Here is a 22,427-nt window from a genome sequence, read left to right on the forward strand (position 1 = left end):
CCGTGAAATAATACCGCCGCACGCAACGGACGACGGACAATAACCCCTCGGGGAGGAAACCATGGGAAACATCACGCTCAAGAACGTCTCCAAGTCCTTCGGGGCGACGTCAATCATCCCCGGCCTCGACCTGGTGATCGAGAATGGCGAGTTCGTCGTCTTCGTCGGCCCGTCGGGTTGCGGCAAGTCCACGCTGCTGCGGCTGATAGCCGGGCTGGAGGACACCAGCGGCGGCACCATCAACATCGACGGCCGTGACGTCACCGGCGAGGCGCCGGCCAAGCGCAAGCTGGCCATGGTGTTCCAGTCCTACGCGCTCTACCCGCATATGACCGTGGCCAAGAACATCGCCTTCCCGCTGAAGATGGCGGGCGAGGACCAGGCCACCATCGACAGGAAGGTGAAGGACGCGGCACGCGTCCTCAACCTCACCAACTACCTCGAACGCCGGCCGGGCCAGCTCTCCGGCGGCCAGCGCCAGCGCGTCGCCATCGGCCGGGCCATCGTGCGTCAGCCTTCGGCCTTCCTGTTCGACGAGCCGCTCTCCAACCTCGATGCCGCGTTGCGCGGCACCATGCGCCTGGAGATCAGCGAACTGCACCATCAGCTGAAGACCACCATGATCTATGTCACCCATGACCAGGTCGAAGCCATGACCATGGCCGACAAGATCGTCGTGCTGAACGCAGGCAACATCGAGCAGGTCGGCTCACCGATGGAGCTCTACAAGACCCCGAACAATCTGTTCGTCGCCGGCTTCATCGGCTCACCGAAGATGAACCTCATCGAGGGCGCGCCGGCGGCCAAATATGGCGCCAAGACCATCGGCATCAGGCCCGAGCATATGCAGATCTCGACCACGGCGGGCGAATGGAAGGCCACCGTCGGCGTTGCCGAGCATCTTGGCTCCGACACTTTCCTGCATGTCCAGGCCGAGGGCGTCGGTCCGCTGACGGTGCGCGCCGACGGCGAGCTGGCCGTCCATCACGGCGACACGATCTATCTCACCCCCGACAAGGCCAAGCTGCATCGCTTCGGCCCTGACGGCAAGGCGATGGCGAAGTGAGGCTGAAGGACAAATCGGCGCTGATCACGGGATCGGCGCGGGGCATCGGCAGGGCCTTCGCCGAAGCCTATGTGCGCGAGGGCGCCACGGTGGCGATTGCCGACATCAACCTCGAAGCGGCGCGGAAATCCGCCGCCGAGATCGGCGACAAGGCCTATGCGGTCAAACTCGACGTCACGGATCAGTCGTCGATCGACGCCGCGGTGAAGGCGGTGGAGAGCCGGACCGGCGGCCTCGACATATTGATCAACAACGCCGCTCTGTTCGACCTGGCGCCGATCGTCGACATCTCCAGGGCGAGCTACGAGAAACTGTTCTCGGTCAATGTCGCCGGCACTTTGTTCATGCTGCAGGCTGCCGCCCGTTCGATGATCGCGCGGGGCAAGGGTGGCAGGATCATCAACATGGCGAGCCAGGCCGGACGGCGCGGCGAGGCACTGGTCGGCGTCTACTGCGCCACCAAGGCCGCCGTCATCTCGCTTACCCAGTCGGCGGGGCTCGACCTGATCAAGCACCGCATCAATGTCAACGCCATCGCGCCCGGCGTGGTCGATGGTGAGCACTGGGATCATGTCGATTCGCTGTTCGCCAAATACGAGAACCGCCCCAGGGGCGAGAAGAAGAAACTGGTCGGCGAGGCGGTGCCATACGGCCGCATGGGCACGGCCCAGGACCTTGCCGGCATGGCGATCTTCCTCGCCAGCGCCGATGCCGAATACATCGTCGCCCAGACCTACAATGTCGATGGCGGCCAGTGGATGAGTTGAGGGGGGCGGCCTCTGTTTCTCGTCCCTCCGCGAGGAGCAGAGGCCGACATCAGAGGCTGCATTGGCCTTCGCGGGCATGCCGCCCTTATCCTCTTCCGGCTGGGCCGGGAGAGGCGGAGTAACGAGGCCGGAGCCGGCCAAAGGGTAAAACAGATGACCGTGAAACTCTCTTCCGCCAATCTCGCGAACCTTCCCGCCAAGGTTGCGGGTCCGAAATATGACCGTGCCAAACTGAAGGCCGGCATCGTGCATTTCGGTGTCGGCAATTTTCACCGCTCGCACCAGGCCGTCTATCTCGACGATCTGTTCAATTCAGGTGTCGGCCATGACTGGGCCCTGGTCGGCGCCGGTGTGTTCGAGGGCGAGAAGATCGGCCGCGGCAAGCTCCAGGAGCAGGACTGGCTGACCACGGTCGTCGAGCAGGATGACGGCCATATGAGCGCCCGCGTCACCGGCGCCATGGTCGACTTCCTGACGCCGGGCGATGCCGCCGGCATCATAGCCAGGCTGGCCGATCCGGCGATCAAGATCGTGTCGCTGACCATCACCGAAGGCGGCTACTTCATCGACCCGGCCTCCGGCAAGTTCAACCCGGCTCATCCGGACATCGTCGCCGACGCCCAACCGGGCGCGACCCCGAAAACCGTGTTCGGCATCATCCTTGCCGGACTGATGCGGCGGCGCGCTGACGGCGTTGTGCCGTTCACCGTCATGTCCTGCGACAACATTCCCCATAACGGCCACGTCACCTCGGACGGCGTCATTGGGCTGGCCCGCCTGATCGACGAAGAGCTTGCCGGATGGGTGGGCGACAAGGTCGCCTTCCCAAACGCCATGGTTGACCGAATCACGCCGGCGACCACCGACCGCGAGCGCAAGATTCTGGCCGACGATTTCGGCCTGGAAGACAATTGGCCGGTGTTCTGCGAGCCCTTCAAACAATGGGTGCTGGAGGATCACTTCACGGCCGGCCGGCCGGCCCTGGAGAAGGTCGGTGTCCAGTTCGTCAAGGATGTGTCCCCCTACGAGCTGATGAAAATCCGGATCCTCAACGGCGGCCATGCCACCATTGCCTATCCCGCCGGGCTGATGGACATCCACTTCGTCCATGAGGCAATGCAGGAGCCGCTGGTACGCGGCTTTCTCGACAAGCTCGAGCATGACGAGATCATTCCGACGGTGCCGCCGGTTCCGGACACGGTGCTGGAGGACTATTACCAACTCATCGAGAAGCGCTTCTCCAATCCCAAGATCGGCGACACGGTGCGCCGGCTCTGCCTCGACGGCTCCAATCGCCAGCCGAAATTCATCATCCCGACCATCGCCGACCGACTCAAGACCGGCAAAGGCGTTGCCGGGCTGGCGCTGGAATCAGCCCTCTGGTGCCGCTACTGCTTCGGCACGACCGACAGCGGCGCCGTCATCGAACCCAACGACCCGAGCTGGGACCGGCTGCAGGCGACGGCAAAGGCGGCAAAGGATGCGCCCGCCGCCTGGCTGGCGATGGAAGACATCTATGGCGATGTCGGCCACGCAACGGCATTCGTCGAGGCCTTCAGCCACGCGCTCGGCATCCTGTGGGCCGATGGCGCCCGCGCCACGCTGACGCGCTATCTCGCCGGCAAGCTCTGAAAGCCATTCGACATCATGACGCCTGAACTGGTCATCTTCGACTGCGATGGCGTGCTGGTCGACAGCGAAGCGCTTTCCGTCTCGGCGCTGCTTGGCATGATCGAACTCGCCGGCGGCGATATCGGCGTTGATGCCGCGTATGAACATTTCCTCGGCAAGAGCATGAAAAGCGTGCGCGAGATGCTTGGCCGCGACTTCGGCCTGGAGATCACCGACCAGCACCTTACCGCCATGCGCGTCGACCTGATGCGGAAGTTCCGTGAGGAGCTGAAGCCGATCCCTGGCATCAAGGAGATGTTGCCCAGGCTTGGCCTGCCGTTCTGCGTCGCCTCTTCCGGCACGCTGGAACGCATTCGCTACGCGCTCGACGTCACCGGCCTGCTCGGACTGATGGAGCCGCATCTGTTCAGCGCCACGATGGTGGCCAAGGGAAAGCCGGCGCCCGATCTTTTCCTTCATGCCGCCACCACCATGCGAGCCCATCCGCGCAAATGCCTCGTCATCGAGGACAGTCCGGCCGGCGTCGCGGCGGCGCGCGCGGCCGGCATGCGCGTCTTTGCCTTCACCGGGGGCTCGCATGCCGGCAACCCCGCCTTGAAAGCGCGGCTTGCGTCGAGTGAACCGGACTTTATATTCGCTGACATGCTGCAATTGCCCGATCTGATTGCAGGCCTGGGAGCGAGAGTTAGAGCATCTTGACGAAACAGTTTGTTTGCGCGGTCGATGTCGGCACCGGGAGCGCTCGCGCGGGCATTCTCGACGCCAGTGGTACCTTGCTCGGCCGTGCCGATCGGCCGATCGCCATGAACCAGCCAAAACCCGATCATGCCGAGCATGATTCACGCGATATCTGGTCGGCCGTCTGCGCCGCCGTGCGTGCCGCCCGTGAAAAAGCCGGTGTGGCGGCGCACGAAATTGTCGGCATCTCCTTCGATGCCACCTGTTCTCTTGTGGTGCGCGACCGGCAGGGCGATCAGCTCAGCGTTTCGACTACCGGCGACAAGCGTTGGGACACTATCGTCTGGCTCGACCACCGCGCCATCGCCGAGGCCGACGAATGCACGGCGACCAGCCACGAGGTGCTCAACTATATTGGCGGCGTGATGTCGCCGGAGATGGCGACGCCGAAGCTGATGTGGCTCAAGCGCAACCTGCCAAGGACCTGGAATGAAGCCGGCTATCTATTTGACCTGGCCGACTTCCTGACCTGGCAGGCGACCGGGTCGCTGGCCCGCTCGCAATGCACGCTGACGGCGAAGTGGACCTATCTGGCGCATGAAGACACTGCGTGGCAGCGCGATTTCTTCGAAATCGTCGGCCTGGGCGATCTTTTCGAGCACGGCAATCTGCCGGAGCGCGCCAGTCCGGTCGGCGCCGACATCGGTCCGCTGACGGCGCAAGCGGCGGCTGAGCTCGGCCTGACGGAAAGCTGCCGGGTCGGCGCCGGGGTCATCGATGCCTATGCCGGCGCGCTTGGCGTGCTTGGCGGCTTTGCCGGCGATGAGCAGGATATCGGCCGCCACCTGGCGCTGATCGCCGGCACGTCGAGCTGCGTCATGGCGATGTCTCCCGATCCGCAGCCTTTCGCGGGTGTCTGGGGCCCCTATTACGGCGCGGCGCTGCCGAAGCTGTGGCTGTCGGAAGGCGGCCAGTCGGCCACCGGCGCCCTGCTCGACCACATCATCCGCTGGCACGGCGCCGGCGGCGAGCCCGACGCCGCGATGCACGCCAGGATCGCCAGCCGTGTCGCCGAACTGCGCGCCGCCGAAGGGGAGAACCTCGCCGCGCGGCTGCATGTGCTGCCGGACTTCCACGGCAACCGCTCGCCGCTGGCCGATCCGCATGCCGTGGGCGTCGTCAGCGGCCTGACGCTGGATTCCTCCTTCGACAGCCTGTGCAAGCTCTACTGGCGCACCGCCGTCGGCATCGCGCTCGGCGTGCGTCATGTGCTGGAGGCGCTGAACGAGAACGGCTATCTGATCGACACGCTGCATGTCACGGGCGGCCACACCAAGAACCCGCTGCTGATGGAGCTCTACGCCGATGCCACCGGCTGCACGGTGGTCGAACCGCTGGCCGACGAGGCGGTGCTGCTCGGCACCGGCATGGTCGCCGCTACCGCCGCCGGGCTTTTCCCCGACCTCAACGCCGCGTGTCTCGCCATGCAGCAGGGCGGCAAGAGGCGTGCCGCCAACCCGGCCGCCGGCGCCCGTTTCGATCGCGACTACCGGATCTTCCTGGAAATGCACCGGCAGCGGCAGGCGCTCGACGCGATACGGTAGATTTTGCGCTATTGCTTGCGCAGCGACGCGCCCGAAGCCGCGTCGAACAGATGGATGCTTTCTTCCTCGAATGTGTAGCGCACGGGGGCGTTCAGCGCCGGGCATTCACGTGCCGGAACCAGCGCGCTGATCTCCTTGCCGCCGGAACCGAATGTCACCAGCGCGTCATTGCCGTGGAATTCGATGAGATCGGCCGTGCCTTGCAATATACCGGCGGCACGGGCTCCGGCCGTCTTCAGGTCCGGAGGCCTGATGCCCAGCACGGCGCGGTCGCCATGTCGCAGGTGAAACTCCCGGCCCTCGACCGAAAGAACCGTTCCGGCACCGGTCAATATCCAGCCATTGCCGGAGCGGCCGACCGTGACTTCGATGAAATTCATGTTCGGCGTGCCGATGAAACCGGCGACGAACATGTTGCCGGGCCGCCGATAGATTTCCGCCGGAGAACCGATCTGCTCGATGACCCCGTCCTTGAGCAGCACGATGCGGTCGGCCAGCGTCATCGCCTCCAGCTGGTCATGGGTGACGTAGACGGTGGTGGTCTTCAACGACTGGTGCAGGCGCGCGATCTCGACGCGCATATGGTTGCGCAATTTGGCGTCGAGATTGGAAAGCGGCTCGTCGAACAGGAACACCTTTGGCGTCTTGATCATGGCCCGCGCAATCGCCACGCGCTGCTGCTGGCCGCCGGAAAGCTCGGCCGGCTTGCGGCCGAGATAGGGTTCGAGCCCAAGCGTCCGCGACACCGCTTCGACCCGCTTGCGGATATCGGCTGGCGGCACCTTCTGGCGCCGCAGCCCGAAGGCGATGTTGTCGAAGATCGTCATGTGCGGATAGAGCGCGTAGTTCTGGAACACCATGGCTATGCCGCGGTCGCCCGGATCGAGATCGTTGACCACCTTGCCGCCGATCGAGACCTCCCCGCCGCTGATGTCCTCCAGCCCCGCCAGCATGCGCAGCAAGGTCGACTTGCCGCAGCCGGACGGGCCGAGGAACACGACGAATTCGTGTTCCTCTATCGAGAGGTTGAGATCGCGGATCACCGTGGTGGCGCCATAGGCCTTGTCGACATGGGAGCAAACGATCGCGGACATGGTCAGCCCTTCTCGCCGCTGAGCAGGATCTGCAGCTTGACGTCCTGCGGGTTGCCCTCGGCAGCCCGCTCGAATGCCTTGATGCTGTCGGAGAAATCATAGGTGCCGGTGATCAGCGGCTTGAGGTCGACCTTGCCGGAAGCGATCAGCTGCAAGGCGCGGTCGAAGATGTTGGCATAGCGGAACACCGTCTCGATGCGCACCTCCTTGGAGATCGCAGCCGGCACGTTGAGTGCGACCGGCTCCACCGGCAGGCCGACCAGCACCACCGCGCCGCCCGGCCGAACGACATTGAACAGGTCGGCAAAGGCCTTCGGATTGCCGCTGGCCTCGAAGACGATATCGGCACCCCAATTGCCGGTCGCGGCGGCAACGGCATCGGCCAGCGACTCCTTGCCGATATTGACCGGCACGACGCCGGCATACTGCACGGCGATCGCCAGCTTGGGCGCGGAAAAGTCGGAGATCAGCACTTTCGAACAGCCGCCGGCAAGGGCGGCAAGCGCGATCATGATGCCGATCGGGCCGCAGCCGACGACGACGGCGACATCGCCCGGAACGATCCTGGCACGGCTTGCCGCCTGCATGCCGATGGCGAAGGGTTCAACCATCGCACCCTCGGCGAAGGAGACATTGTCGGGCAGTTTGTAGGTGAAGGCGGCCGGATGCACGGCGTAGGGCGCGAGCACGCCATGCACCGGCGGCGTCGCCCAGAAGCGTACGTCCGGGTCGACATTGTAGATGCCGAGCTTTGTCGCGCGCGACGACAGGTTCGGCACGCCCGGTTCCATGCAGACGCGGTCGCCGACCTTGAACGTCTCGACATTGGAGCCAATCTCGACGACCGTCCCCGCGGCCTCGTGGCCGAGCACCATCGGCGCGCGGACGACGTAGCTGCCGATCGCGCCATGCGTGTAATAGTGCACGTCGCTACCGCAGACGCCGACCGTGTGGATGGCTATCCTGACGTCGTCCGGCCCGACATCGAGCGGCAACGCGATCTCGCGCAGCGACAGTTCGCCTTTTTTCTCAAGCACCAGTGCCCGCATCGGGGAAATCCTCACATCAAGTCTTTTTTTGCCGGAAAACGGAATTCAGGAAGCCGCTGAGCACGCCGAGGAACAGCAGCGGGGGCAGCGACAGGAGCACGACCGAGGCGTTCAGAATGCCCCACGGCACATTCATGCCCTGCTGGGAGAGTTCCGAGGCGACGATCGGCAAGGTCTTGGCGTTGGAACTCGACAGCATCAGCGCGATCAGGAATTCGTTCCAGACCAGCACGAAGCTGAAGGCGACCGCCCCTGCCAGGGAGCGGGCGGCGACGGGCAAGGCAATGCGCCAGAACACCGAATAGGCACCGTAGCCGTCGACGAAGGCTGCTTCCTCGATCTCCTTCGGCACGCCTTGGAAGGCGGGGATGGCGAGCCACATGATCACCGAGATGGTGAGCAGCGAGTAGGTGATGATCAGCGCCGGCAAAGTATCGTAGAGACCGACCTGCAGCCAGATCACCATCAGCGGAATGGCCACCGCGACCGGCGGCAGGAAGCGCAGCGACAGCACGAAGAACTGGATGTCGCCGGCCCATCGGTTGGGGTAGCGCGCCACCGCGTAGGCCGCCGGCAGGCCGAGCACGACGCCGATCAGCACGGCCGAGCCGCAGGCGACGACGGAGTTGTAGAGCCCGGTGAGCACGCTGTCGCGGCCGAGGATATAGCTGATGTTGGCCGATGTCGGCGTGAACACCAGGCGCGGCACGCGGGTGATGATGTCGACATTGTTCTTGAGCGCGTTGAGCGCCGTCCACAGCAGCGGAAACACGGCCAGGAATCCTGCCAGCGCCAATATCGCCTTGCCGATCAATCTGCCGGGCTTCATGCCTGCACCCGCTTCCACAGCATGGTGAAGGTGATGACGGTGGCGATCATCATCAGCACGGCCATGGCCGAGGCGTAGGAGACCTTGCCGGACTCGATGAAGCCTTGCGAGAAGGCGTACATGTCGAGCGTTTCGGTAGCCACGCCCGGTCCGCCGCGGGTCATCACGTAGATCAGGTCGAAGGAACGCAGTGATTCGATCATCTTCACGAACATCAGGCTGATCAACGGCGCCTTCAGCATCGGCAAGGTAACATAGGCGTGGATCTGCCAGCGTTTGGCGTGGTCGAGCCGCGCCGCCTCGATCGGCTGCGGCGGCAGGGTTTCGAGCAGCTTCAGCACGATGACGGCGAAGAACAATCCCCACTGCCAGACATCGACCGAAGCGACGGCGAACAAGGCCGTCGCCGGCTTCGACAACGGATCGAAGATCAGCCCGCCGGTGATGAGCCTGTAGGGATAGGTGGCGATGCCGTAGAGCGGATGGTAGGCGAACTTCCAGACGAAGGCAGCCGAGACGCGCGGCAAAAGCACCGGGATGATGAACAGCAGGCAGTAGACATTGCGCAGGCGTGGGCTGGCGACCTCGAACATCAGCACCCCGAGCCCGATCGCCACCACCATCGTCGCGACGACGGTGACGATCTCCCATTTCACCGACACCCAGACCGCGTTGAGGAAGCGGCGGTCGAGAAACAAGTCATAAAAGTTCGAAAGCCAGACCCAGGAATAATCGGGTGTGCTCAACTCGCGGTTCTGCAAGGCGATGACAATGGCGTAGAGCGTCGGCACCATCGACAGCACCAGCAGGATGGCGATGGTCGGAACGACGAAGGTGACAGGGAGCGACGTGCGTCGAGCCATTGGCATCTATCCTCGCTTGCGTCTCGATCGTGTCGGCATGACTTACTCGTTGGGCAAAGTTCCCGCGGCGCGCAGGTCCCGGCATTGCGGACAATGCCGCGGACCGCGCGCCACGGGCGGGAGGATCGCTCTATTTCTTCTTCGCCAGATCGTTGGCATAGGCCTCGAGCTCGTTGAGGCCGCCCTTGATGTCGGTGCGGGTGCCCGTGACCAGTTCCTCGAGGATGATGCCCCAACGGTCGCCGAGATCGGGCCAGCGCGGATCCTGCCAGAAGTTCACCGCCGTGACCTTGCCGGTCTCGGCTAGCGCCTGACCGAGATCGGCGCCGTAGATATCGGCGAATTCCTTGCTGGATAGGATGCTGGTGCGGTTCAGCTCGCCGAACTGGTGGGCGTCGAGCCGGCGCTTCTCGTTTTCCTTCGAGGTTGCCCAGGCGATGAACAGGCCGGCGCATTTCTTCGAAGCGTCGTCGGCATTGGCCTTCGCCGCGATGGCAAGGCCATGGCCGTAACCGCCGCCGGGCAGTGGCGAGGGCGGCGGCAGGAAGCCGATCTTGCCGACCACCTGCGAGGTCTTCGGATCGACCGCCATGCCCGACAGCGGTGTCGATTCGACGAGGATGGCGACCTGGCCGGAGAGGAAGGCGCCGGTCGATTCATCCCAGCTGCCGGTCTGCGTGCCGGGGGCCGAGTCCTTGAAGAGTTTCAGATAGGTTTCGGTCGCCTTGACGGCGGCGTCCGAATTGAAGACCGGCTTGCCGCCATCAAACCACTGACCGCCATAGGCCTTGAAGAAGGGCATCCAGCGCCAGACATTGGCGCCCGAACCGCGTGCGCCGCGCAGCGCGATGCCATACATGCCCTTGTCCGGATTGGTTAGCTTTGGCACATCGGCGATCAGCTCGTCGAGTGTCTTCGGCGGCTGGATGCCGGCGGCCTCCAGCACGTCCTTGCGGTAGACCATCAGGTCGCCGCCGCCAGTCAGCGGTGCGAACCAGACCTTGCCGTCATAGGTCGCGACCTTCTGGCGGCCGGGATCGAAGTCGGCGTAGTCATAGTCAGCCGGATAATAGTCGGTCAGCGGCACGATCCATTTCGACGAGGCGAACAGAGCGACATTGGCTTCGTCGACGTAGTAGACGTTGTAGTTGCCGACGGTGGACGCATCGGCGCGCGATTTCGCGCGGCGGTCGTTTTCGTTCAGATAGTCGATCTGGAAGCCGGCGCCGGCGAGCTTCTCGAACTCGGCCTTGGAGTCCTCCAGAAGCGTCAGGCCGTCGCGTGGCTGCGCCAGCACCTTGACCGGCGCCGTGCAGACCGGCGCCTGCGCCAATGCGATGGTTGATACGGTAGCGGAAAGCATGAAAGCTGCGCCCAAGCCCGCAGCGAGCCGAATTGGTTTCATTGATTTTTCTCCTCCAGGAACACTCGCGGGAAGCGGACATCCTCGGGGTCTGCGATCCTCACCATCGCCCGAGCGACAAGCCACCCATCGCCAAAATGAGGAGTTCAGCCGGACCAAGCTAGAAGCCCCGTTGCAGCAAACATGTACTTTTATGCATTGTGCAGCGCAAAAAATGGCGCCTCGGAACAAAGTCCGTCACACGAGTATCGATCGCATCCGAACCGTCGATTTCAGGGCGTGGTTATGCGCGCATCGTCAACCGTTGTCGCGACAGCTTGCGGTAGGATGACGGCGTCATCTTGTGCTTGCGCAGGAAGGCGCGGTTGAAGTTCGAGATGTTCATGTAGCCGACCTGGAAACAGATGTCGGTGATGGCAACATCGGTATCCGCCAGCAGCTTGCAGGCCTGCCAGAGCCTGAGCTTGGCAAGGTGGTCGCTGAAGGAGTTGCCGGTGTTTTTCTGGAAGAAGCGCGAAAATGTGCTCTCCGTCATTCCCGCGAGCTCGGCCACGTCGGGCAGCTTCAGATCCTCGGCGAAGTGCTGGAACAGATAGGTCAGCGTGCGCTGGATGATGTCGAGCGACGCGGCATCGAGAACCGGGGAGAAATCCGGCGAAGACAAGAGTTCGTACTCGTCGGTCCTGGCCAGGAGGTCGACGAGCTCGAGGAACAGGCAGAGGCGGGCGAGCCCATGCACCGTCCCCATCCGCTCCATCAGTTCGGCGCCCTCCAGCGCCGTGCGACCGTGAAAGACCATGCCGCGCAGCGACCGCTCCAGGAACGGCTCCAGTTCGCGCAGTTCGGGCAACAGGCCCGCCGAGCCGCGCAACCTCTGCGCGTCGAATTGCAGGACGATGTCGCGGCCTTCGATCAGCTCGCCCGGCTGCACCGCCGTCACCCAGTCATGCGGCAGGCCGCCGCCGACGATGGTCAGGTAGCCAGGCCCGAACTCGCCAATGTGATCGCCGACCAGGACCACGCCGGAGGATTTCCGCAGCAGGTGGATTTCGTACTCGGGGTGGAAATTCCAGACATTGCGCTCCCAGGGATAGTCGTCGAGCCGCCACAGAAAGCTGTCGCTGGCTTCGGTGACGATATGTTCGAAGGCTGGTGCTGTGCGAAGCGTGGCAACGGGGTTTTTTCTGCGCTTGAACTGCATTCATACCTCCCGGAACTCACCGGTTATGTATCTCCCGGCCAATCCTCAGCATATCGGGCCGGCAAGATAACAAGCAGCCGACTAGCTGCCTGTTTGCGCAGTTCATGCCCTGATAGGCTATGACTTGGGTCAGTAGTCGATACGATCTCGCCTCTCTTTACCACCTAGTCCATGCATGTAAACCGATCCATAAGCCGTAAGAACGTCGCTCCTACTAGATGCCTTTATTCTTTCAAGTATAATACTGGCCATTCTCCGGACTTCAAAAATGGCCATTCCAAGTTCGTGTCGCTTCGGAAGATCCTTATTCCCAAGGGTTTCGCGCAGATTTCTTAGCCTATCTAGGGGGGCCGGATGCGTTCTCGACACGGCAAAATTCGGGACATCGGAATGCTCAACAGCCATAAATTCGATAAGGTATAGATAAAGAAAAATATTAAAAGCAGCTACGGCTAACTTCGAACGATAATCGCGATTTGTTACCACTCTAATTGCGTGTAAATCTGCCTCATATTCAAAGGCGTGCTCATAAATAATTTGATCTTCATTGCGATCTGCCATCCTTAATTCTGCCACCGACGATAGATGACCAAGTAGAAAGTGAGCGTATTCGTGACCATAGGTAAACTCAACCATCGCATCAACGCTCTGTCGGATCGCTGCTTCAACTGGTTTTGGCAAAATCCCTCGCGGATCGATATCGAAATCCTGAGCCTCACTACCAACCATAACGCGAAGGCCTATTAAGCCTGCGTTTACGCAATCTTCTGGCAGAATTCCATAGCGGGTCCCGTGAAGGCAGATTGTCATGTAGTAATAGAAATATTTTAACGCCTCGGATACTATAACTACTTCGCCAAGAACCGATTTCAGGCAAATGGCGTTAGCTTCTATCAGCGGCACAAATCCGGATGGAACCGATCTTAAAGCTTTTCGATCTTTGTGCGGAATCTTCAATATGTAATTCCTATGGTATTTATTAAAAGTATCGTAGTATCCGGAGAGTGTCCATATACGGCCCCCTCTCTCAAATTTCTTTCGACGTTCAATCATGACACGATTTAGGCGGCTTGAATCGGCTATGGTAATTGCTCTAAGCCGAAGTAGATAGTCATGGGATGTTTTAAGTGACCTTAGCCGAATTATCTCTTTCTTTGCGCAAAAAGGAACAAGAAAATCCTCTTCTGGAGTTAGCTCCTCATCTCTCGGGCCGAAATCGGTGATATAGAAACTGCCCTCCTCATCTCCGACGATGACACCGTTAGCCGCGCGGCGCGATCCAGGAAACAGGATAAGCGCCTGCCTGATTTTCTCTTCGTCCATCCAGACGTAACTTTCGTAGTTGCTCCGCTTGAGGCGGTCGACCTGAAACCAAATGTGGTTACCAATCTAACTGTTCGTGCCCCTACGGCAATGCCGGCGCTAGTCTTTGCTGAGAGGTGCAAGTTTGCCATCTGGCTCAATCGGTACCCGCTCCTCCTCCCTTGCCTTCATGTCGCATTTCGTTCAATAGACGGCGCAAACGCCGTGAAACCATAGGTTTCGCGTTTGACATGCGGCTTCCGGCTTCTTGCCGACGTGCCGCGCCTGGAAAGAGCGGAACAATGTCTGCGATCGAAGCCGGCGCTCGCGCGCCGGAAAATCTTTGGCGTCAGGAAATCAAGGCGACGCTGGCGCTGGCCTGGCCGATGGTGCTGACCAATCTCGGCCAAACGGCGATGACGGCCACCGACGTCATGATGATGGGACGGCTCGGGCCGGATACGCTGGCGAGCGGCGCGCTTGGCGCCAACCTCTATTTCATGCCGCTGATCTTCGGCCTCGGCCTGATGCTGGCAACCTCGCCTATGATCGCAACCGAGCTTGGCCGTCGCCGCCATTCGGTGCGCGACCTGCGCCGCACCGTGCGCCAGGGCTTGTGGCTGGCGATCCTGATCTCGATCCCGATCTGGATCTTCCTGTGGCATGGCGAATCCATTCTGCTGGCGATGGGCCAGGAGCCTGCTTTGGCGCACCAGGCAGGCATCTACCTGCGCTGGCTGGAATGGGCGGTGCTGCCTTTCTATGGCTACATCGTGCTGCGCTCGTTCATCTCGGCGCTGGAACGCCCTGGTTGGGCTCTGGTCATCGTTTTCGTCGCAGTCGCCTGCAACGCGCTCTTCAACTGGGTGTTCATGTTCGGCAATCTCGGCTTTCCGGCAATGGGCATCTCCGGCTCGGGCCTTGCCACCTCGCTGTCCAGCACGCTGATGTTCGCCGGCATGGCAGCGGTGGTGATGCTGGAGAAGAGGTTCCGACGCTACCGCCTGTTCGGGCGCTTCTGGCGATCCGACTGGCAGCGTTTCAAGGGCCTGCTTCGGCTCGGCCTGCCGATCGCCGGCATCCTCGCCTTCGAGGTGACGATCTTCAACGCCGCGGCGCTGCTGATGGGCCTGATCGACGCGGATTCGCTGGCAGCGCACGCCATCGCCATCCAGATCGCCTCGATCTCCTTCATGGTGCCGCTTGGCCTCAACCAGGCGGTGACGGTGCGCGTCGGCCTCGCGCACGGCGCAGGCAATCCGGAAGGCGTCTCGCGTGCCGGCTGGACCGCCTTTGTCATCGGCGTCTCGTTCATGGCGCTGATGGGGCTGGTGATGATCCTGTGGCCGCATCCGCTGATCAGCGCCTTCATCGATCTGGCCAACCCGGCCAACGCCAGGGTGATCACGCTTGCCGTGTCGTTCCTGGCCTTCGCCGCCCTGTTCCAGGTCTTCGACGGCGCGCAAGCGGTCGCCGCCGGCATGCTGCGCGGCCTGCATGACACCAAGGTGCCGATGATCTACGCCGCGATCGGCTATTGGGGCGTGGGCCTGCCGCTTGGCGTGCTGCTCGCCTTCCATTTCGGCTTGCACGGCGTCGGCATCTGGATGGGCCTCTCGACAGGGCTGGCCGTGGTGGCGGCGCTGCTCCTGGCGCGCTGGCTGCGCCGCGACCGGATCGCGCCGTCGCTTGCCTTCGGGCATTGAAGCGGACGGCCGCCGGCTGCCTGGCTGCCGACATTGCGGCTCATTGGACGGAGCCTTCATGTCAGCCCACGAAACGTTCGCTTTGCGCCCCCAACTTGGACGTAGTGGACAATTTTGCTATTGCCCCAAAAGCAGACATCTAGCGCGACCACCTCGGAGGTCGCTTCCGCGCCAGGAAACTATCCCGATAGGCGGCTTGCGTTGTCGGCGGGAGAGCACTTCGTCCGACTTTAAGGTCGGCCCGCAAAGGGTACAATGTAACGGTGGGTGCGTGGCGTCATCGAGCGTAGGTAGTCAGCTATTGTCGGAATGCTGCTGATTCAGCAACGTCGACAAGGCCGCGATAATCTGCGGCAGGAAGAAGGGTTTGGTGATCATGACGCTTTCCGGAACACCCTCGGCACCCCAGTGGATGGCGCTATCGCCACTCATGTAGATCACGGGTATTGTCGGGTTGGCCCGGCGCAGATGCCGTGCAACCTCCCAACCGGATTTACCCGCCCCCAGGCGTATGTCGGTGACGAGGCCCTTGAACTTGACCGGCTCGGCGTCGAAGAACGCCATGGCCTGGGCCGCGTTTTGAGCCCCTACGACTTCAAAGCCAGCTTCTTCCAGGGCCGACTCGACGTCAAGCAGGATCAGATGCTCATCCTCGACGACCAGAACCGCGCCGTTGTTCATCTGGATGCTCCCCTTGGCCGTCCCACCCTACGGTTTCGACCCCGATTTAGTTCCATCTAATAATTCACGATGTGGGTCCGGGCTCGAGTCTTGAACGAATGCGCCAAACGGTCCGCGTTCAGAGCTTTGGTCACATCTCGACTGGCTGGCCGTGCGAGCCCTCAAATCAGCGATTCAAATCCTGCAGCGTCGACCGGCCGACCGAACAGAAATCCTTGCCCGAAATCGCAGTCCATCTCGCGCAACAGCGTGCGTTCCACCTCTGTCTCTATTCCCTCGGCGACGACATGAAAGCCGAGTTCCCTGGAAATCCTGATGATGGACTCGATGATGACCCGCTTGGATCGGCTTTGCGCCAGCCCTTTGACAAAACCGCGATCGATCTTGATCTCCGTGAGGGGGAAGTCTTCGAGGTAGCGCAGATTGGCGTAGCCGGTTCCGAAGTCATCGATGGACAGGCCGACGCCCAGTTCGCGCAGGTGTCTCATGATCGACAGCATTTCCGCGGAACTTTCGACCATCAGGCTCTCGGTGAGCTCAAGCTTGATCCATGCAGCATCGGCGCCACTGGCGGTAAGCACGTCGGAGACAAATTTCGGCATGTCACGAAGCTTGAACTCAAGCGGCGAGACATTGAACGAGAAGACTATCGGCACTTGTCGGTCCCTGTTCACGCGCGCGGCAAAGTCCGCGACGGTGCGAAGGCCACGGGCGCCGATGTCGAGTATAAGACCCGTGTCTTCGGCATGGCTGATGAACTTGTCCGGCGACTGCATCCCAAACAGGCCATGGTGCCATCGCAACAGGGCTTCTGCACCGACAACCGTTCCCGTGGCGAGGTCGACCTGCGGCTGGTAGTGAGAATCGAACTCGTCATGTTCCAGGGCCTGCTGCATTTCGCTGGTCATGCGCAGTCGGTTTCGCGCACGCCTATCGTCCTCGGAACTGAATGCGCAAATATCGAGGAACGCCGACGACTTCGACCGATGCAAAGCGGCACCGGCACGACGAACCAGCGTTATGGCGTCCGTCGTCTGGTTGCCAACGACATAGCCCGTCGCGAAACGGATCCTGATCGTTGCGCCCGCCACGAGATAACGCGGCGCCAGGGACTGCCGGATCATTTCGATTGCCGCTTGGGCCTCGTCGGCATGGCCAAGCGGCTGGGCGAGCGCAAACTCATTGGATCCCGTGCGGCAGACCAATGCAGCACCTGTGTTGGTCAGGCGTCGCGCAATCTGCACCAGCACCTGGTCGCCAACATCATATCCGTACCCTTCGTTGATGTCATGGAAACGAGCCATGTCGATCTTGACAAGCAGGATCGGCCGTTCCCCTTGACGCAGCAGGATGTCGACGTCCTCGACGAAGGCGTATCTGTTGAGAACACCGGTGAGCATGTCGGCGCGGGTGCTCTGGGCAATTTGCGCGGCGGCGACCCTGCTCGCCGTCACGTCCCGCATCAGTCCGATATAGTGCGTCGGCTCGCCACCAGCGATGCTCATAGGTGCGAGGCGGAGTTCGTTCCAGAACCAGCTACCGTCCTTGCGGAAGTTCTTCAGCGTGACGGCAACATCCTCACGCCGGGCGATGGCTTCGCGAATGGCCTGGATTTCGGGTTGAAGGCGATCGCTGCCTTGCAGGAAGCGGCAGTTTCTCCCGATCAGTTCGTCGCTGGAATAGCCGGTGATGTCCTGGAACGCGCGGTTGACGTAGACGAGCGCCATACCCTTTTCACGCAGATCGCTGATGGCCAAACCATCCCTGGATAGATCGGGCAGCCGGGCCGCGATCCCTTCCGGCACGCCATAGCGGCGCGGGTTCGCGACCGCGGTACTGCGGATCAGATTGCCGAACCCGGCCTTGAAAATCTCTGTCATGTTGGGGCCACGGCTGATAGTATCCGGAGATGCATGCCCCCATAGATGGCCAGCTATCGCGCATATTCTACTGGCACGATCAACAGGTTCCGTAACGGAATGGCCGACGTGGCGTGGGCCGCCGTCGGCTGCGACTGATTTAGTGGCTCAGTGACGTACTCGTGCACCCGGAAAGCGGCATCGACATGAACGATGAGTCTGCCCACGCGCTCCGCAAGTCCGGCATCCGCGTCATGGGCGAGATATCCTGGGGCACACACATCTGCGTCTTCTACGAAGCGGAAGAGGACCTGTTAGCCACCAACGCTTCCTATTTCGCGGCTGGCCTGGAGGACAACGAATTCTGCATCTGGGCGGTCTCCGATCCGATCGACGCAGAGACGGCGAAGGATGCGTTGCGGCAGTCCATTCCCGACATTGATGCACGCCTGGTGGCCGGCCAGATGGAGATGATCCCAGCCACTGACTGGTATCTTCCGGGTGGGGAGTTCGACATGCAGCACATCACCGGCGGCTGGGATGAGAAGCTGCGCGCAGCCCGGGAAAGAGGCTTCGCCGGGATGAGAGTGAGCGGCAACGCATTCTGGATAGGGACAAGCCACTGGAAGGAGTTTTGCCAGTACGAGCATGAACTCGACCGGTCACTGGCGGGCCAGAAGATGGTGGTGTTGTGCACTTATTCCCTGTCGAAAAGCAGGGCCGTTGACCTGCTCGATGTGGCGCGCGCCCACCAATTCACCATCACCCGGCGAAAGGGGGAATGGGAATTTCTAGAGACGCCGGAGCTTCAGGCCGCCAAGCAGGAGATCAGGAAGCTGAATGGCGCACTGGATGTCCTCGCGGACACCGGCCATGCCGCTTTCACAGCCCGCGAGCGTGTCGTGCTCGCCCAAATCGTCAGGGGTTATTCGAGCAAGGAGATTGCCCGCACCCTGGGAATTGCCCCGCGAACGGTCGAGTTCCACAGGGCCAATCTTCTCAAGAAAACCAACGCACGAAGCACGGTCCACCTCTTGCGCATAGTTCTTGGCGAGTAGCACAAGTCCTGATTGCTCCTGCGATGGGAAACTGGACCAGAGCCTGTGCTCAGCGCGGCCAGCGAGTGCCGTTTTGCCGGCGATGAAACAGCGCCATGCGGTGCGTCTCAGGGTATGTCCTATCGGCGAGCCGACATGGCCGACCGTGGATGATTGCCGATCGCCTCCAATTCAAGCCAATGCGTACGGGCGCCGAATGTCCGCTTTTGACATTCCGAACCTCAAAGCGGACCGTCCGCTTGCGACCCCAAAGTTGACGCACCCAACGTCATCCAATGACCCCAACAGGCATTCGAGCGCCTCCTATAGTTTTTTAGTCTCCGCCGATGTTCGCCAACACAGCATGCTCTCCACTCAATGAGCCGCCCGCTTTTCGAGCGATCGGGCATATTGCGTCAGCGGAAAGCACATGACGAAGAAGATCAGCGCCACCAGGCCATAGACCTTGAACGGTTCGAAAGTGGCGTTGTTGATGGCGTTCGAGGTCCGCACCAGTTCCTCGAAGCCGATGATCGAGGTCAGTGCCGTCGACTTGATCAGCTGCACCAGGAAACCGACCGTCGGGGCGCGGGTGATCGAGAAGGCTTGCGGCAGGATGATCAGCCTGAGTTCCTGCAGATAGTGCAGGCCGAGGCTGGCGCCGGCGTCCCATTGGCCCAAGGGCAGCGCGTCCACCCCCGAACGCCAGATCTCGGCCAGATAGGCGCTGGCGAAGAAGGTGAGGCCGAGCACCGCCGCGGTCCATGGCTCGATGCGCAGGCCGAGCATCGGCAAGCCGAAGAACATCAGGAACAGTTGCATCAGGAGCGGCGTTCCCTGGAAAAGGGCGATGTAGCCGGAAGCGAGGCGCCGGCTCCATGTGTTCTTGGAGATCCTGAAGAACAGCACGACCATTCCGACCAGCGCGCCGCCAACGAAGGCGGCCAACGACAGCAGCACCGTCCAGCGTGCGGCCAGCAGAAGATTGCGCACGATGTCCCAGAAGGTGAACTCGATCATGACACGCCAGCCCCGAGAGCGCGGCGCCCGCCGGTGACCAGGAGCCGGCGCAAGGCCATGGACAAAGCGAGATAGACCAATGTCACGACGAAATAGGTCTCGAAGGACCGGAAGGTCCGAGCCTGCAGCATGTCGGCCTCGTAGGTCAGCTCGCGCACCGCGATCTGCGACACCACGGCCGACTCCAGCATCATGATGACGATCTGGCTGGTGAGTGCCGGATAGATCACCTTGAGTGCCTGCGGCAGCACGATCTTGATGAACACCTGACGGGGCCTGAGCCCCAGGGCCAGCGCTGCTTCCGTCTGCCCGAGCGGCACCGCATCAAGTCCGGCGCCGACGATCTCGATCGTGTAGGCCGCCATGTTGAGCGTCATCGCCAGCATGGCGGCCAGGATCGGGTCGAGCCGGATCCCGAGACTCGGCAGCCCGAAGAAAATGAAGAACAGCTGCACCAGGAACGGTGTGTTGCGCATCACCTCGACGTACCAGGCGATGGCCCGGCGAAGCAGCGCGGGGCCGTTTCGCCGTCCGGCGGCGCCCAGGATGCTGAGCAGCGTTCCCGCCAGCGTGGTCACGGCGATCAGCAGGATCGTCGTGGCCGCGCCGTGCGCGATGTCGCCCACGGCACCTGGAAGCCAGCCGAAGGCCATGGGAACTCAATCCTTGAGGTTGTCGGGATTGAGCGGCGTCTTCAGCCAGGCCTTCGAGCTTTCGTCCAGCTTGCCGTCGGCCAGCATCTTGGCGATGGCGTCGTTGACCGCCTTCTTCAACCCGTCCTCATTCTTGTTGAGACCGATATGCGAAGGCGAGGTCAGGAGCTGGAACTTCTGCTCCGGCTTCAGCGCATCCTGCTTGGCCAGCACCTGCGCGCCGACATCGTTGCCGACGACCATCAGCTGGGTCTGGCCCGAGATGAAGGCCTGGATCACCGAATTGTAGTTGTCGAAGCGCTTGATGTCGGCCGAGGCGGGCGCGGCCTCGGTGAGCGAAGTGTCCTCGAGCGTGCCGCGATTGACGGCGATCGACTTGCCGGCAAGGTCTTCCTTGCCCTTGACCGACATCGCCGCCGGACCGATCACCGCGATGTAATAGGGCGCGTAGGCGGCGGCGAAATCGATGACCTGCTCGCGCTCCTTCGAGTAGCCGACGCTCATCAGGATGTCGACGCGATGGTCGTTCAGATAGGGGATGCGGTTCTGGCCGGTGACGGCGACCGGATTGAGCTTCACCTTGAGCGTGTCGGCGATGTATTGAGCCACATCCATGTCATAGCCCTTGAGGCTCATATCGGCGCTGGCCGAGGAGAAGGGCGGGAAATCCGCGAAGACGCCGACATTGATGGTGCCGGCCTTGGTGATATCGGCCAGCGCGTCGGCATTGGCCGCCTGCGTAACAAAGCCAAGACCGGCCGCACCCAGCATCAGGGCGGCGGCGATGGATGATTTCAGTGTCGAGTGGATTGTCATTGTCATTCCCCTTCTGGAAGCTTTTTTGATTGTTGGGTCAGCCGCCGGCTCCAGCGCGGCGGCCGCCTTTTCGTGAAGTCCGTCAGGCCCCCTTGCCCGTGATGGCCGGGCTGAACACCATCAGGCTCAGTATCTCGAACAGCACCTGGGCGCCGGCATGCGCGGTGTTGGTGGTGGCGTCATATTGCGGCGCCACCTCGACGACGTCGCCGCCGACGATGTTGAGGCCTTTGAGGCCGCGCAGCAGCTCGAGCACCTCGCGCGTCGTCAGCCCACCGACTTCCGGCGTGCCGGTGCCGGGCGCGAAGGCCGGATCGACGCTATCGATGTCGAACGACACATAGGTCGGGCCGTCGCCGACGATCTTGCGCGCCTTTTCGATGATGGCGGGGATACCGAGCCCGGTCACCTCCTCGGCGTGCACCACGGTCATACCGGACTCGTAGGTGAACTCCCACAGATATTCGGCCGAGCCGCGGATGCCGATCTGGATGGTGCGCGTCGGATCAAGCACGCCGTCGAGCACCGCGTTGCGGAACGGGCCGCCGTGGTGGAACTTGGTCATGTCGAACAGGCCACTGGTGTCGCAATGGGCGTCGATATGGATCAGGCCGACCGGCGCCTTCTTGCCGACAGCCTTGAGGATCGGATGGCTGATCGAATGGTCGCCGCCGACCGACAGCGGAATGACGCCGGCACCGACGATCTGGTTGGTGCGGCGCTCGATATCCTCATGGCTGATCTCCAGCCGGTAGCGGCTGCGGAATGGCGTGTCGCCGATGTCGGCCACCCTCAGCTCATGCGTGGGGGCGCATTCCAGCACGTGGTTGTAGGGGCCGATGCGCTCGATGGCGCGCAGCGCCCTCGGCCCGAAGCGCGAGCCTGGCCGGTTGGTGACGCCGAGGTCCATCGGCACGCCGATCATGGCCACCTGCAGGTCGCCGAAATCCGGGTTCTCCGCGGCGATTTCACGGTAGGGCGCGGCGAGGAAGGTCGGGATGCCGGAATAGGGCGCCAGCCTGGTGCCGCTCTTGGAGAAGATCTTGTCGGCGACCTTGCGGAACTTGGGATCGAACATCTCGCCGCCATGGCTCTCGCCATATTTGCGACGCAGCGCATCAAGCTTGCCGCGATCGTAGCCCATATCGGTTCCTCCTCGATTGGTGCAGCTTGGCCAGTGGCGATCCCAGGCGAATTGACCGTCGTC

General features: G+C 62.1%; 20 protein-coding genes. 7 read left to right on the forward strand and 13 right to left on the reverse strand.

From position 1 onward, the window contains the following. Positions 1-61 precede the first annotated feature (61 nt). The 5 genes from EB815_RS03080 (at position 62) to EB815_RS03100 (ending at position 5,747) form a co-directional block, all read left to right on the forward strand. A complete protein-coding gene (locus EB815_RS03080; protein ID WP_056568520.1) occupies positions 62-1,066 on the forward strand; it encodes an ABC transporter ATP-binding protein in 1,005 nt (334 codons plus the stop codon). Further along, positions 1,063-1,833, forward strand: a complete 771-nt coding sequence (locus EB815_RS03085) for an L-iditol 2-dehydrogenase (protein ID WP_056568517.1) — start codon at positions 1,063-1,065, stop codon at positions 1,831-1,833. Before EB815_RS03080 ends, EB815_RS03085 begins: the two co-directional genes overlap by 4 nt. Positions 1,834-1,986: 153 nt before the next feature. Continuing rightward, entirely contained in the window at positions 1,987-3,465 is a 1,479-nt protein-coding gene (locus EB815_RS03090; protein WP_056568514.1) for a mannitol dehydrogenase family protein, read from the forward strand. Positions 3,466-3,480: 15 nt separating this feature from the next. Further along, entirely contained in the window at positions 3,481-4,164 is a 684-nt protein-coding gene (locus EB815_RS03095) for an HAD family hydrolase (RefSeq protein WP_056568510.1), read from the forward strand. Then, positions 4,161-5,747 (forward strand): FGGY-family carbohydrate kinase, encoded by a 1,587-nt coding sequence (locus EB815_RS03100; protein ID WP_056568507.1) that lies wholly within the window; start codon positions 4,161-4,163, stop codon positions 5,745-5,747. Before EB815_RS03095 ends, EB815_RS03100 begins: the two co-directional genes overlap by 4 nt. A gap of 8 nt (positions 5,748-5,755) precedes the next feature. On the opposite strand, the gene EB815_RS03105 is transcribed toward EB815_RS03100, so the two are convergent. From EB815_RS03105 to EB815_RS03135, 7 genes are all read right to left on the reverse strand, one after another. Then, positions 5,756-6,841, reverse strand: a complete 1,086-nt coding sequence (locus EB815_RS03105; protein WP_056568504.1) for an ABC transporter ATP-binding protein — start codon at positions 6,839-6,841, stop codon at positions 5,756-5,758. A 2-nt stretch (positions 6,842-6,843) separates the two neighbouring features. Next, the gene (locus EB815_RS03110; protein WP_056568502.1) at positions 6,844-7,890 is read right to left on the reverse strand and encodes an NAD(P)-dependent alcohol dehydrogenase; all 1,047 of its coding nucleotides are present in this window, start codon (positions 7,888-7,890) and stop codon (positions 6,844-6,846) included. 16 nt (positions 7,891-7,906) lie between these two features. Beyond that, positions 7,907-8,719, reverse strand: coding sequence for a carbohydrate ABC transporter permease (locus EB815_RS03115; RefSeq protein WP_056568500.1), 813 nt, complete (start codon positions 8,717-8,719; stop codon positions 7,907-7,909). Further along, entirely contained in the window at positions 8,716-9,582 is an 867-nt protein-coding gene (locus EB815_RS03120) for a carbohydrate ABC transporter permease (protein WP_056568498.1), read from the reverse strand. The genes EB815_RS03115 and EB815_RS03120 overlap by 4 nt, the downstream gene beginning before the upstream one ends. 130 nt (positions 9,583-9,712) lie before the next feature. Further along, the gene (locus tag EB815_RS03125) at positions 9,713-10,945 is read right to left on the reverse strand and encodes an ABC transporter substrate-binding protein (protein WP_244494030.1); all 1,233 of its coding nucleotides are present in this window, start codon (positions 10,943-10,945) and stop codon (positions 9,713-9,715) included. Between the two features lie 283 nt (positions 10,946-11,228). Beyond that, the gene (locus EB815_RS03130; RefSeq protein WP_056568493.1) at positions 11,229-12,146 is read right to left on the reverse strand and encodes an AraC family transcriptional regulator; all 918 of its coding nucleotides are present in this window, start codon (positions 12,144-12,146) and stop codon (positions 11,229-11,231) included. 129 nt (positions 12,147-12,275) lie between these two features. Continuing rightward, positions 12,276-13,469: a M48 family metalloprotease gene (locus tag EB815_RS03135; protein ID WP_155772476.1), complete on the reverse strand. Its 1,194-nt coding sequence runs from the start codon at positions 13,467-13,469 to the stop codon at positions 12,276-12,278. Between the two features lie 281 nt (positions 13,470-13,750). Between EB815_RS03135 and EB815_RS03140 the strand changes: the two genes are divergently transcribed. Continuing rightward, positions 13,751-15,154: an MATE family efflux transporter gene (locus EB815_RS03140; protein WP_056568490.1), complete on the forward strand. Its 1,404-nt coding sequence runs from the start codon at positions 13,751-13,753 to the stop codon at positions 15,152-15,154. 294 nt (positions 15,155-15,448) lie between these two features. On the opposite strand, the gene EB815_RS03145 is transcribed toward EB815_RS03140, so the two are convergent. Both EB815_RS03145 and EB815_RS03150 read right to left on the reverse strand, forming a co-directional pair. Then, positions 15,449-15,835: a response regulator gene (locus EB815_RS03145; protein WP_056568488.1), complete on the reverse strand. Its 387-nt coding sequence runs from the start codon at positions 15,833-15,835 to the stop codon at positions 15,449-15,451. A gap of 161 nt (positions 15,836-15,996) precedes the next feature. Beyond that, entirely contained in the window at positions 15,997-17,592 is a 1,596-nt protein-coding gene (locus tag EB815_RS03150; RefSeq protein WP_171883270.1) for a putative bifunctional diguanylate cyclase/phosphodiesterase, read from the reverse strand. A 308-nt stretch (positions 17,593-17,900) separates the two neighbouring features. On the opposite strand from EB815_RS03150, the gene EB815_RS33405 reads away from it, so the two are divergent. Beyond that, on the forward strand, positions 17,901-18,752 hold the full coding sequence (locus EB815_RS33405) for an MEDS domain-containing protein (protein WP_056568484.1): 852 nt from the start codon (positions 17,901-17,903) through the stop codon (positions 18,750-18,752). Between the two features lie 354 nt (positions 18,753-19,106). On the opposite strand, the gene EB815_RS03160 is transcribed toward EB815_RS33405, so the two are convergent. The 4 genes from EB815_RS03160 to speB all read right to left on the reverse strand — a co-directional run bounded on the left by EB815_RS03160 (position 19,107) and on the right by speB (position 22,364). After that, a complete protein-coding gene (locus tag EB815_RS03160; RefSeq protein ID WP_056568482.1) occupies positions 19,107-19,751 on the reverse strand; it encodes an amino acid ABC transporter permease in 645 nt (214 codons plus the stop codon). Beyond that, the gene (locus tag EB815_RS03165; protein WP_056568479.1) at positions 19,748-20,404 is read right to left on the reverse strand and encodes an amino acid ABC transporter permease; all 657 of its coding nucleotides are present in this window, start codon (positions 20,402-20,404) and stop codon (positions 19,748-19,750) included. The genes EB815_RS03160 and EB815_RS03165 overlap by 4 nt, the downstream gene beginning before the upstream one ends. 6 nt (positions 20,405-20,410) lie before the next feature. Further along, positions 20,411-21,220 carry a transporter substrate-binding domain-containing protein gene (locus EB815_RS03170; protein WP_056570265.1) on the reverse strand — a complete coding sequence of 270 codons (810 nt, stop codon included), beginning with the start codon at positions 21,218-21,220 and terminating at the stop codon, positions 20,411-20,413. 82 nt (positions 21,221-21,302) lie between these two features. Next, the gene (speB, locus tag EB815_RS03175; protein ID WP_056568477.1) at positions 21,303-22,364 is read right to left on the reverse strand and encodes an agmatinase; all 1,062 of its coding nucleotides are present in this window, start codon (positions 22,362-22,364) and stop codon (positions 21,303-21,305) included. Between the last annotated feature and the right edge of the window lie 63 nt (positions 22,365-22,427).

It is taken from the genome of Mesorhizobium loti, from assembly GCF_013170705.1.
In the GTDB taxonomy this organism is placed as follows: Bacteria; Pseudomonadota; Alphaproteobacteria; order Rhizobiales; family Rhizobiaceae; genus Mesorhizobium; species Mesorhizobium loti_D.